The organism is Rhodopirellula maiorica SM1 (genome assembly GCF_000346295.1).
Classification (GTDB): domain Bacteria; phylum Planctomycetota; class Planctomycetia; order Pirellulales; family Pirellulaceae; genus Novipirellula; species Novipirellula maiorica.
Genome location: NZ_ANOG01000958.1, coordinates 1 through 12,008, shown reverse-complemented (window position 1 = coordinate 12,008; position 12,008 = coordinate 1). Strand labels below are relative to the sequence as shown.

At 55.3% G+C, this 12,008-nt stretch carries 11 protein-coding genes; 6 read left to right on the top strand and 5 right to left on the bottom strand.

The genetic code is table 11. From position 1 onward, the window contains the following. The 6 genes from RMSM_RS43130 to RMSM_RS30650 all read left to right on the top strand — a co-directional run. Positions 1 to 743, top strand: a 743-nt coding sequence (locus RMSM_RS43130; protein WP_236622371.1) for a hypothetical protein, incomplete at its 5' end; no start/stop codon positions are given. A gap of 412 nt (positions 744 to 1,155) precedes the next feature. Then, positions 1,156 to 3,702, top strand: coding sequence for an FAD-dependent oxidoreductase (locus RMSM_RS30665; RefSeq protein ID WP_052031881.1), 2,547 nt, complete (start codon positions 1,156 to 1,158; stop codon positions 3,700 to 3,702). Positions 3,703 to 3,848: 146 nt separating this feature from the next. Beyond that, entirely contained in the window at positions 3,849 to 4,514 is a 666-nt protein-coding gene (locus tag RMSM_RS30660; protein WP_008706677.1) for an aldose epimerase family protein, read from the top strand. Next, positions 4,450 to 4,734: an aldose epimerase family protein gene (locus RMSM_RS43535; RefSeq protein ID WP_081614392.1), complete on the top strand. Its 285-nt coding sequence runs from the start codon at positions 4,450 to 4,452 to the stop codon at positions 4,732 to 4,734. Before RMSM_RS30660 ends, RMSM_RS43535 begins: the two co-directional genes overlap by 65 nt. 80 nt (positions 4,735 to 4,814) lie before the next feature. Next, positions 4,815 to 6,053, top strand: coding sequence for a M20 metallopeptidase family protein (locus RMSM_RS30655; protein WP_008706673.1), 1,239 nt, complete (start codon positions 4,815 to 4,817; stop codon positions 6,051 to 6,053). 89 nt (positions 6,054 to 6,142) lie between these two features. Further along, positions 6,143 to 7,258: a carboxylate-amine ligase gene (locus RMSM_RS30650; RefSeq protein WP_008706671.1), complete on the top strand. Its 1,116-nt coding sequence runs from the start codon at positions 6,143 to 6,145 to the stop codon at positions 7,256 to 7,258. Positions 7,259 to 7,336: 78 nt separating this feature from the next. Here the strand turns inward: RMSM_RS30650 and RMSM_RS30645 are convergent, their stop codons facing one another. From RMSM_RS30645 to RMSM_RS30630, 5 genes are all read right to left on the bottom strand, one after another. After that, positions 7,337 to 7,864 carry a 3-hydroxyacyl-ACP dehydratase FabZ family protein gene (locus RMSM_RS30645; RefSeq protein ID WP_008706669.1) on the bottom strand — a complete coding sequence of 176 codons (528 nt, stop codon included), beginning with the start codon at positions 7,862 to 7,864 and terminating at the stop codon, positions 7,337 to 7,339. A 34-nt stretch (positions 7,865 to 7,898) separates the two neighbouring features. Continuing rightward, positions 7,899 to 7,997: a 50S ribosomal protein bL37 gene (locus tag RMSM_RS43905; RefSeq protein ID WP_372717856.1), complete on the bottom strand. Its 99-nt coding sequence runs from the start codon at positions 7,995 to 7,997 to the stop codon at positions 7,899 to 7,901. A gap of 157 nt (positions 7,998 to 8,154) precedes the next feature. Then, positions 8,155 to 9,078, bottom strand: coding sequence for a hypothetical protein (locus RMSM_RS30640; RefSeq protein ID WP_008706667.1), 924 nt, complete (start codon positions 9,076 to 9,078; stop codon positions 8,155 to 8,157). Between the two features lie 577 nt (positions 9,079 to 9,655). After that, the gene (locus RMSM_RS37550) at positions 9,656 to 11,596 is read right to left on the bottom strand and encodes a sulfatase-like hydrolase/transferase (protein WP_008706663.1); all 1,941 of its coding nucleotides are present in this window, start codon (positions 11,594 to 11,596) and stop codon (positions 9,656 to 9,658) included. Between the two features lie 22 nt (positions 11,597 to 11,618). Then, positions 11,619 to 12,008 (bottom strand): TIGR02453 family protein (locus RMSM_RS30630; RefSeq protein WP_040770320.1); only part of this gene is annotated, 390 nt, incomplete at its 5' end.

Below are 12,008 nucleotides of genomic sequence, written 5' to 3'. Positions count from 1 at the left end.
CGGATGGGCTGCCGCTTCCGCCAACCGAAGCAGAGATCCGATCGATCGCTGGATGCCCCGTCAAATGTGCCGACATCCGCAAACGACTCAGCAGTATCAGTTGGTGGATGCGACTGCTTTGCCAACGTGTCGCAATGCGAGCGAACCAGGAAGACGAAGAATCAGGCCATTTTTTCCAAGATCGCTTCCATGCCACTCGGATCGTCGACGAGGCATCGCTGCTGGCTTGTGCTGCCTATGTTGACCTGAATCCGATTCGAGCTGCGATGGCCGAAACACTCGAACAGAGCGATCACACCTCGGTCCAGCGGCGGATTGAGTCGATCACCGCCGATCGAGACGGAGGCGTTCCGGTGGCAAAACGACGCGACAATTTCTTGTCGCCGGTTGCGATCGATGAGCGGTCCGGTGAGATCGGCCCCTGCGTTAGCCAGACGGGCAAACGCTGCAGCGACAAAGGTTTTCTACCGATGTCACTCGAAGATTACCTGGAAACACTCGACTGGACCGCTCGCCAGATCGCACCTGGCAAACGAGGCAGGACACCGGCAGACCTACCACCGGTGCTCAAGCGACTGGGCTTAGACACCAAGACCTGGTGCGAATTGGTCAGCGACTTTGGCCGGTTGTTTTGCACGGTCGCCGGACGCCCCGAGTGTGTCGATCCGCTGCGCAGCCATCGCACCCACCGCCGCTATCATTTGCGGCGTCGAGCCCGAGAGCTACTCACCCAAGCGGATTAGCTTAGGAGCATCTATTCTTTTCAGGTGTTGAGCGTGGTGACGTGTCGCCGATAAAGAAACTGCGCGTGCTTGGAAGCCCTTCGGCACAGCATGGGCGAAATACACCGCAATCGGCGACGTTTCGATGCAGAACGCGTCACTAATCGTCCTGGATCCCCCTGGATTAGCCTGCCTGGGCTAGACGTCTACACCTCAGCAAAATGCTCTGTCCCTGTTTGGGGAGGGGTGGCTGGCGGGCGAACGACTATACTGACAACGGCTTGGACGTTGCACACGGCATAATCCAAGCAACCTACCTTTCATGTCAGTTAGCTGCCTGTCCCCCCCGCTCGCATAACATGAATCTCCTGACAACGCCGGAAACATTCGGCGGTTTGCCAAAATCAGCACACCAAAAGCGAGTCAATTCCGCATGAGTGGTCTCCCGCAACGAAGCTTGACATCACTAACGATCTGCCTGCTCTTGATCACGGCTTCCACTGCGATCAATCACGCCGATGCTACAGAGCCAGTCGAGGTGGAGGCAGACTTGCTGATCGTCGGAGGCACCGAGTCGGGGTGCGCAGCGGCGGTCCAGGCCGCTCGCATGGGCGTTCAAAAGATTGTTCTGGTCAACGATATTGATTGGCTTGGCGGACAATTCAGTGCCGAGGGACTCGGTGCGATCGATGAAAACCGAGCCCACAAATACAACGGTACCGTGCCCATCCCTCGCTCGGGCCTATTCCGAGAAGTCATCGACAAAATCGAAACCAAGAACGCTGAACTCTATGGAGGCATTCGCCGCCCTGGAAACACTCGCGTGATCACGACGGCACGACCCGTTGTATCGGAATCTGTCTTTCGTGATCTGCTTGCCCCCTACGAGCGATCCGGCCAAATCCAGCGGTTCTCAGATTTTCGTGTCGCTCGCGTCATCATGGACAATCACACGGTCCGCGGAGCCGAGTTCGTGACCACGGACGCCACACGACAAGTAAATTCGCTAGTGGTTCACGCCCGCATGACGATTGATGCTAGTGACTGGGGCGATGTGATCCAAGCTTCCGGTGCACGCTGGGACACCGGCATCGATGCACAAGCGGAATTCGGCGAACCTCGAGCCCCGCAAACCAATCAACCGACCACCGATCTCGCCCCGATCACCTATTGCATGATCCTTGTCGAACAAGATCAAGAGTCGCTGTACCCAGAGCCAGAGACATATGACCCTCGCTACTTCACGGGAACGTGGGGGTGGATCCAGGAGGAGTTTGCCTACACAACGCGGCGGTTAGTCGACGGCAAAGGATTCACTGAAATTGACCACCCCGACGTATTGCTAATCAATTCACCACAGATCGATTACCCTCTTGACTCGTTGCCAGCCAACGTGGTCGCCGAACTCGAACGCAACGAAGTCGGAGCGTCAAAGAAAACGCTCGTCGCAATGACCGCAGCACAGCGTGAGATTGTATTTCGTGATGCCAAACGCCACACGCTTCGCTACTACTATCACCTTCAACAGAACTTTCCAAAATTCCGCCGAATGGCGTTAAGCAACGAATTTGGAACATCGGATCGCTTGCCTCCGAAACCTTACGTCCGCGAGAGCCTACGACTGGTCGCTCGACACATCGTTCGCGAACAGGAGGTCGACGGTTTTGGTGGCTATTCAAATTACGCGACAACGATGTTCCCCGATGCGGTTTTCTCGTGGCAATTCGAAAAGGATTTCCACCCAACTCAGCGAACATGGGTCACCGACAAGGGAAACGCAGGGCCTTGGGAAGCGACCTTTCGCGGCAAACGTCGCTTTGGTCTGGGCGGAACAGGACTCGCCGTTTTTCCGTTGCGATCACTTGTCCCCGAAAAAATCCACGGCTTGTTAGGGGCCCAAAAAAACTTGGGGTACACCAGTATCGTAGGCTCATCCTGCCGATTGCATGATCAATCGATGCATGTCGGCCAGGCCAGTGGTGCGGTGGCAGCAATCAGCTTGCGTAACCATATCGATCCTGCCGCCATCTATCTCCGCCCGGATCAACTCGCTCAAATTTGGGAAGGACTCTTACACCCCGACAGTGGCGTTCCGCTAGCGATTTGGCCGTTTTCCGACACGGACCCTTACGACGATGGTTTTGTCGCGATCCAACAGCTAGCCCTTCGCCGACTGCTGGGCCTCGGGCCCACCGATACGGCGTTTCAACCCGACCAGATTGCGAACAACGCATGGCTGCAACGTGTTCAGGACGCCATTACCAATGCCGGGTATTCAGCTCCATCCATTGAATTTGCTCCCACCGCCACCCGCCGCGACGTGGCAATCTCGCTGTGGAACCATTTGAAATCGCAACCCGTTCCTGATCCCATTCGTATCCGCCCGTCGGATGCCGACGATGATGGAATATCGGATGTCGATGACCCACTGCCCTTCACTGCCGGAACAGTGTCTTGGCAACGTCCTCCCGAAACCGATGGCATTCCATCGTCACTTGCTCCGTTTCCCGCGAAGACGATCGCAATCAACTTTACCTCAGCGAAATCCGCCACGGTCGCGCCGTTCCGCAACGATGTGGGCCACAAGTTTTCGTCCGAAACCGGCTACGGTTGGCAAACGGATTTGGGTGACAACACACGATGGCGAGCAACCAACCTCGGACCGCTCCGCGACGGGTTTGTCTTTACACGCAAACAAGACGTGTGGCAGTGCGAAGTGGACAACGGAAAATGGAGGGTGCATGTTTGTATGGGTGACGCAGCTCACGAACAGACGGGGCAATTTTTGCAAGTCGAGAACGTTCAGGTTGCCGAGGACGTTTCCACTCCTGCTGGCGTCTTTCACGAAGCGACGACTGACATCGAAGTCAACGATGGTCACATCACGTTGACCCTCGGCACACCCAGCGGTGGCAACAATACCACGATCAATTGGTTGATAGCCGTACCGGTTCCAACAGAAGAATTGCCCGCGCAGTGACGCGGTGTCTCGATCCAGCGGGTACACTGAAACGAATAAGGATTTTCCGCCGGCAAGAAGCGGGAAATCCGTGTTCGTGCCGAAATTCTTGGCGAGCCTCGCTACGATTGCTCGGACGTTTCTAACTCGTTTCTTTGGCAACCAACATGCAACCCAGCGTTGATCAATTGGCGTCTCAATTCTCCGTTACCGGGATTCATTTCACCGAGGGAAATGGCGGGCTGGTCAAAGCAATCATCGAGACGGATCGCTGCGAGGGCGAGATCTATCTTCACGGTGCCCACATCACTCACTTTCAGCCCCGTGGCAAATCGCCTGTTCTGTGGATGAGCGAAAAGTCGGCCTTTGCGGAGGGCAAGGCAATTCGCGGCGGCGTCCCCATCTGCTTTCCTTGGTTTGGCCCTAAGGCATCCGACCCTGATGCTCCAGGGCACGGGTATGCTCGAATTCGGACGTGGGATTTGCTTGCCGCTGAAAACAACGATGACGGCGACGTATCACTGACGCTCGGTATCGCGATTGACGACTTCGAATTGAAGTATACGGCCACGTTCGGTCGCTCGCTGGGCATGTCGCTGAGGGTGACACTATCGGATCAAGCAAGCGAACCGGCGTCATTCGAGGAAGCACTTCACACTTACTTGGCCGTCGAAGACATCCATCAAGTGGTCGTCGAAGGTCTCGAGTCGGCTGGGTACATCGACAAGGTCGACGGCATGAAACAAAAAACAAGCAACGGACGAATCGATAAAGTTCAATGGCGAATGCGACCGCGTCTACCTCAACACCACGTCGACCTGCACCCTACGTGACTTGGCATTGTCACGGTCGATCCAAATCTCGAAATCCAATTCGCAGTGCACTGTGGTCTGGAATCCGTGGATCAAAAAGAGTGCTGCGATGGCCGATTTTGGCGACGACGAATGGCAGTCGATGGTCTGTATTGAAACCGCCAACGTGGCTCTGTTGAGCCAGACGCTGAATCCGGGCGAGTCACATGTGATGACGGCAGCGGTTTCGCTCCTCCCCTAAAATACGCGTCAGATAGGTTTCACGGCTGTCTCGGTCATCAAACGACACGAACTGGCATCACAATTGCTCACCCCACTGTTATGATTGACTCACAAACCTGGCTACCGCAACTGACCAAGGTCGCAGACCCGCTGAATCCCGATTGGGTTTCAATGCGACGCTACCTGCATCAACATCCCGAATTATCGGATGCAGAGTACCAAACGACCGAATACCTAACGTGCGCGTTCACGAAACTTGGATTGCCGACTCACATCCCAGTCGACAAGCGTGGTTTGACAGCAGATTTAGTGACTTTCAAACATGAACCGGAACGCTGGATTGCGATCCGTGGTGACATTGATGCGTTGCCGATCAGCGATTCGAAAGCGGTCGATTACCGCAGCAGTTGTGACGGGGTGATGCATGCGTGCGGGCATGATGTCCACGCCACCGTGGTCGTCGCCGCGATGCACATTTTAACCGAGATGCACAAAGCGAACCGTTTGCCCTGGCCGATCGCGGTGCGCGCACTGCTGCAACCGTCCGAAGAATTGGCGACCGGTGCTCGCTACATGATTCACCATCACGCACTGCGAGACATTGATGCGATTTTGGCCTTGCATGTCGACCCGACTCGATCGGTGGGCTGTGTTGGGCTGCGTCATGGCACATTGACAGCTGCCTGTGATGCCGTGCACGTTACGATCCATGGAAACGGCGGTCACGGTGCCCGCCCGCATCTGACAAACGACCCGATCGATGCAATCACTCACTGGGTGCAATCGGCGTTTCGTCGACTCGGACGCACCGTCAACGCTCATCAAACCGTGGTGTTTTCTGTTGGCGAACTTCACGCTGGGCACAGCACCAATGTGATTCCCGATTCCGCTTCGCTCTCAGGTTCACTTCGTTCCTTGGACCCTCACTCGCGACGCATCGCATTGGAAACGCTCGAAGACGTCTGTCAGGCGACCGAGATCGAAAACAACTGCAAAGTCAAAATGGAGCTTGGGTTCTCAGCCCCCGCGGTGATCAACGACAACTCGCTGGTGGATCTGTTGGCCGATACCGCCACTGCGGCCTTCACGGCAGGTGCAATCGAATGGATCGACGAACCGAGCATGGGCAGCGAAGACTTTTCGTATTACCTAAAACAAATCCCCGGAGCGATGTTTCGACTTGGGGTCGCAGGCGATCAGGTCGGACACGCGCCGCTGCATACGCCAGCATTTGACATCGACGAGCGAGCGATCATGGTCGGTGCCAAACTTTTCGCTGCCTCCGTGATTGCATACTTCGACCCGAATCGCAACCCGGTTCCCACAGAAAACGTATAGCGACATCGGATTCACGATGTCGCGTTCACGATGGCACTGCAAACGCTTATCCCACGTTACTTGCAACGATTTTCGCGGAGACGACGCCCATGGCCAAGTTGAACTTTCATTCGAACCCGACCCATACCCTTGGTGTCGAAATCGAATTGGGCATCTGCGACGGCAAGACGATGGAACTTGCCAACGGGTGCGATACGCTGCTCAAGCAAATTCCGGAACCGCTGCACACGACCATCAAACCCGAATTGATGCAGTGCTGTGTCGAAGTGATCAGCGGAGTGTGTAACAACGTGGGCGAAGTCCGCGAGGATTTGCTGGGCAAACTCCAGCAAGTTCAATCCGTCACCGATTCGCTGGACATGCGATTGTGGTGGGGATCCACGCATCCGTTCAGCCGCTGGGAGAACCAGCAAGTCACGCCGACCGAGCGGTACATGAGTCTGCTCGATCTGTTGCAAGAGCTCGCACGCCGAATGATCACATTTGGATTGCACGTGCACGTTGGCGTCGACACCGGCGACAAGGCGGTGATGATTTGCGACCGGATCATGCAGCATTTGCCGATGTTGTTGGCGCTTTCGACCAGCAGCCCCTATTGGCAGACGCGGGATACCGGGCTGCATTCGCATCGATCCAAGTTGATGGAAGGATTGCCCACCGCAGGATTGCCAACGCTGATGCGAAACTGGAGCGAGTATGTGTGGCTGGTCAATCACATGGTCGAGACAGGATTCATCAACACCATCCGCGAAATCTGGTGGGACGTACGGCCGCATCACAATTTCGGCACGGTTGAAGTTCGCGTCTGCGATATGCCCGGCGACATCGATTCGGTCTGCGGGCTGGCGGCTCTGATTCAATGCTTGGTGAAAGCTCTGAGCGACGAGATTGATGAAGGAACTTACCAATTCGATTGCCATCCGATGATGGTTCGGCAAAACAAATGGCGAGCGGCGAGGTTTGGCAGCTCGGCAAGCCTAGTCAACACGCGAGACTATCGCGTCGAACCGGTAGTGACGATCGCTTGCCGGTTGGTCGACCAGCTACGTGACGTCGCGATCGATCTGGGCTGTGAAAGCGAATTGGGCTTTGTCAAAGAGATGGCAGCGAGAAGCGGTTGGTCGGAATCCCAACGCGCTATCTTTCAGCAGACCAATGACGCTGCGGAGATGGTCCGGCAATTGACCGAGCAATCACGCGTGTGATTTGCCACGCGTGTGAATTCGCAGCGATCGGAAGTGCGATGGCTTCAGGTCCGCAGGGACACAAAACGCCAACCCCGTCTATTGCGATTGGCGTGAAGCGAGATGTTTTTTGACCGAGTCGATCGGAATCGGGATACCTCGCAGGATACCGTCGACCACCAGATTACCGTCGACGACGCCTTGGAATTTGGCGACGATCATACGGCCCCGACGTGCTTTCTGCAGCTCGATCAATAGAATCAGCTTGTCGCCTGGGGTGACGACGCCACGAAAGCGAGCCTCGTCCAGCCCCCCAAAGCCGACCATTGCGGCTCCGAGCAAGTCATGTCGCTGGGTGAAGTAGCTCGATAGCTGAGCAACCGCTTCAAGCTGGATCACACCAGGCATGATCGGCATACCCGGCATATGGCCGCGCACCCAAAATTCGTCTTCGGTGATATCTTTATAACCGGCGCACACCAAGCGTTCGGTGTCCTCGTAAAGGATCCCGGTCAGATGTTCCATCTCGAAACGTTGCGGATTTAGCTTGCGAATGTCCTCGATATCCGCAATCGGATTGTCGAGGTCCAACAGTGCCAAATCGACGATAAGATCGCTTTTAGCCACGAACTGCTCCGTTAGTTGTGCGGGCAGCGGTAGATTAGGTTTTAACTTTACGACGCTTTGCTTTACGAGCTTTTGCGTTGGCCGGACGTTGTCCGTGGTTAGCTTTTTTCAGCTTGTGGTGTGGTTTAGCCATGATTCGATGCAATCGAGGAAAGCGTAATATGGATGGAGAATTCTCTCACAGAGTTCTTTTGAGCGTGAGAAAATAGCATGTTTGGCGATGTTTTGGTAGTCATCCCCAAAAACCTTCGTATCGACCGGTTTTTTAGGAGTTCTTGACCGCGATTTGATTAGCGGCGAAGTGACTGCGGCGGCTGACGAATGTCCGAGCCACCGAGATAGCTCGAGCCACCGGAATAGCCGGAAACAGGCTCAGCAGCGGCAGGAGCCATCGGACGCAGCGCGATTCCGTTACGCGAAAACGACTGTTCCGGCTGCGGTTGAGCCGCCGAATAGGGGCCACTGCCACGAACCGACGGAGGCAATAAACGATCCGACGCCATCGATCCAGCCACCTTGATCGCCGCGGGTTGGCTGTTTTCCAACGGACGGACGTGTCCCTCGCCCTCTAATTTGCGGCGTTGGTACCAGCCGCTTGGCTGGGTGCTGGCCAGCGCGGTCGCAGGCGATACCGACGACGAGGGTGTTTCGAGCTGAGCGAGTTGAACTCCGTCCGCGTTAGCAAATCTGCCCGCGGGCGAGTTTGCCGGTGCTCGGGAATTTGATGGCGAATTGATCGCGACATGGTTGCCAGCCCCGTTGCCGCTAGCTGCGACATCGATGTTCGAGCCCGAATTATTGCCGTCGTTGTTCAGGTTGCGTTTGGCAAACTTTTCCACCGGACCGCTGCCGGCAGCGACCCAGGCTAACCAATATTCTTGCAGCTCGGCCAACGATTCGTAGCCGTAATGCTTGCGGACGTTTGCCGTCCACGATGGATGTTGCATGTAATCATGCAAAAATTTGATAAACGTTTGCGGGCTGTCTTGTTCGATCAAAAAGCGGCAAACCGAGTAGCCTTGGGCGTACATCGGCAACACGTCGCTTGGATATTCCGTCAACAGAAACAACTTGTTCATCGCGATGCCACGCCGAGTTCCCAAGAACTCTCGCAGCTTGGCTTCGTGCTTTTGACGCTCCGAGTCGTGCTCGACCGTCGTACAGATTCCTTCGTCCGCCCAACGTGGCAGCGGACGACCAAAGTGAGTGGCCAAAAGTGGTATGGGTGACTTCGTGGGGCAGGACGCTGTCGAGAATTCGCTCGGGCGTTCCGACGACTTCCATTTGAAAGTCGCGAACCGGCGAACGGTTGTAGGTCGTCACCCCTTGGGCTGCTAGTCGCGGCCCCGAAACGACTCGAACGGGACAGGGCACTGGCCATGGTGGCAACGGAGCCCCAAGCCAATAGGTCGCCAAGTCGTTGCGATAACGCTCGGCGGCTTCGCCCACGGCCTGGGCCAAATGAGCATCGGGAGCTTGGATCAAGAAGTTTTGAGTCCGAAAGTTCGCTGCGTTGGATGAGCTAGCAATCCCAAAGGTTACTGCAAAACCCACCGCCACGATTACGAAACGTCGCAATAAAAATCCGGCTTCCATGCCGCAGCACTCCCGTAGCATCCGTACTAGTTTCGACTCTGTGATCGATCGCCTCGTCGTTTTCGCTTGCAATCATTGATGGCAGTCTTTGCCACCGGGCGTTCGCAAACCGACGAGTCGACGGGGGCAGTCTAGGCGAAGCCAAGGTTTCAGAGAAAGACGAATCAGTCAGATTGGTGACATCGCCAGAGATTTTCAGCCTCGATCAAACCGTTTCTTTAACCATTCCTGCAGGATTTGCGAATTTATTTTTTTATTCGATTGACGCAGCGAGCCTGGCAAATCGGTCCACTTGTCACCGGAATCACTGATCGCGGTGGTGATGCGAACACGATTTTCGCCAAGCGACACTCGACATCCGATTCCCAGAATCTGTTCGGACGCCATCGTCGTGTTCGGAGGTCCCACTAACAAAGCTTCGTCGCTTAAGTAGTCGCGGACCATAAAAACTCGCTCGTTCAAATCCGATTTACTCAACTCCCTTTTGCTCGCAAATGCACTGCCATCAAACACACTTCGATCGCTCATCGGCAGATCAACCAACGCGGTAAGTGTGGGCAGCAAATCGGCGTGCATCGTCGGCTGATCGATTTGCTGGGGCGTGATGCCCGGAGCGTAGACAATCGCCGGTGTCATCGTTTGATAGCGACTCAGTTTTGTTCCGTGGCCACACGTACCATCTTCCAAAAATGCTTCGCCATGATCACCGGTCACGATCACCACCCGATTGCGGTCCAATAGCGGACGAATCAATCGATCGACCGTACGTGCACAGTTTTTGTAGCGGTTCCACACGGCATCACGTTGCTCGGGCCGATAGGGAATGGGGAACGAATCATCCGCAGCCGGGTGAAACACCGCGTCCGCCGGATCACAACGATAATCAGCATGGGTGGTGTAGAGGTAGACCACGGCTAAGCGCGGTGATGGCGAATGATCGTCGGCCAAGTCCGAGCGATTCAAAAATGCGGCCGCACGCGAAATGGTTCGCTTGTCCACTTCGCTCCATCCCTTTGGTTCACACTGAAAAACATCAAATTGCTGCTCATTTAAAAAAACATCCATCGCAAACAATCGCCAATCATCGTGGCTGGCGAACAGCCCCAACTCGTAGCCCGCCTGACGAAACAAACGATTCATCAGTGGGCTGAAGCGGACCGGTTCTTCGAACCAAATCGCCTCCAAACCATTGACGATGCTGAACATGCCGAAGTTCGATGCGTTGGCTCCTGAAAAATGATTACGGCAATGAATCCCATCGTTGGCCAGCAAGGACAGATTGGGCATGACCTCGGCATCGACCATCTCGTGACGAAAGGACTCAAGCACTACCACGACCACATCTGGAAACGGCACGTCGCGTGAATCGAGCGCATCCCAATCCAGCCCCGCCACACGCTGTTGGACTTTCCGATATTCAATGTCACTCTGTGGAATCACGAACGAGACCGGAGCGAACCGCGGATGGGTATTCGTCGCCGCTACGTTGTTCGGATTAATGATTCGGAACACAACCCAAGGATGCCGCGTTGAATTGGCTCGCATTCGAGTCGCCGTGGCTTGCCAATCCAAAATGGCCGGAAACGAGAACAAGCAAACCAAAACACCTGTGATACTCACACCCCACTTTGCAACCGTCCGATGCCGTATGCAGAATCGAGCGATCGGCTTTGAGACGCAGCACACGCCAATCGCGATCAAGGCAAACCCGGTGCACCAAATCAGCGTCGGAGCTACCGATTTCCACTGGGCGTGAGCAAGCAGGCTGTCACGCAAGTCGGTTGCGACACGCAAAATTTTAGCGGAAAAGAAACGGTCCGAAACCCAGCGAAATGCAATCGCGTCCAACAGCATGCCAGCCGGAACGACGATCATCAATCCAAAACCAATACCAATACAGAAGCGAGGCAAGCGTGATCGCAGCAGCCACGCAGCCAAGAAACCAGGCGTGATCAGGATTAATGTTTGCAGCGTGATCCAGCTAGGAATCGAAATCCACGCAAGCATTGACACCGATGGCGAGGAAACCGGCGAAGGATACAGAACGCCGATCGCAAGCGTCCCCGACACGATCAAGATCGCAAGCACCATCAATCGGTACCACAAGACTGGGTCGCGATCGTCTTGATCGTTCATGATTGTCCCTGAGCGAAATTGTTTAGTAGGGCACATCAATCGCATCACACAGAAATCGCATCAGCGGCCGCGCGGCACGCACGCGATCGATCAACAGCTTGACGATGCCGGCACTGGTCACATCGGCTTCGCTAAGCGGAGCGACGGTGATGAAATCGATCCTTCGCAAATCGTCGATCATTGGATGCGTCTTGTCGTACTCGCGGGGCGTTGTCTTTAGCTTCTCGCCCGTAAACTCAAAGTGCTGGCGAAATGCTTTTTGATCCCGCACCTTTACCCACGCTTTGGGGTTCGCGTCGATGGCCCGACGAATGGCGGACAATACGTTTCGCTCGGGTCGCCAGCACCCCATGCCGATAAAACACTCGTCGGGGGCGAAATGAATGTAGGCTCCGGGCGCGTGAATATTTGT

What these genes read in the sequence shown, in the direction of transcription:
- RMSM_RS37550 (WP_008706663.1), bottom strand. Translation starts at nt 11,596, where the DNA reads ATGAACGATCAAGACGATCGCGACCCAGTCTTGTGGTACCGATTGATG.
- RMSM_RS30655 (WP_008706673.1), top strand. Translation starts at nt 4,815, where the DNA reads ATGATTGACTCACAAACCTGGCTACCGCAACTGACCAAGGTCGCAGAC.
- RMSM_RS30665 (WP_052031881.1), top strand. Translation starts at nt 1,156, where the DNA reads ATGAGTGGTCTCCCGCAACGAAGCTTGACATCACTAACGATCTGCCTG.
- RMSM_RS43905 (WP_372717856.1), bottom strand. Translation starts at nt 7,997, where the DNA reads ATGGCTAAACCACACCACAAGCTGAAAAAAGCTAACCACGGACAACGT.
- RMSM_RS30650 (WP_008706671.1), top strand. Translation starts at nt 6,143, where the DNA reads ATGGCCAAGTTGAACTTTCATTCGAACCCGACCCATACCCTTGGTGTC.
- RMSM_RS30660 (WP_008706677.1), top strand. Translation starts at nt 3,849, where the DNA reads ATGCAACCCAGCGTTGATCAATTGGCGTCTCAATTCTCCGTTACCGGG.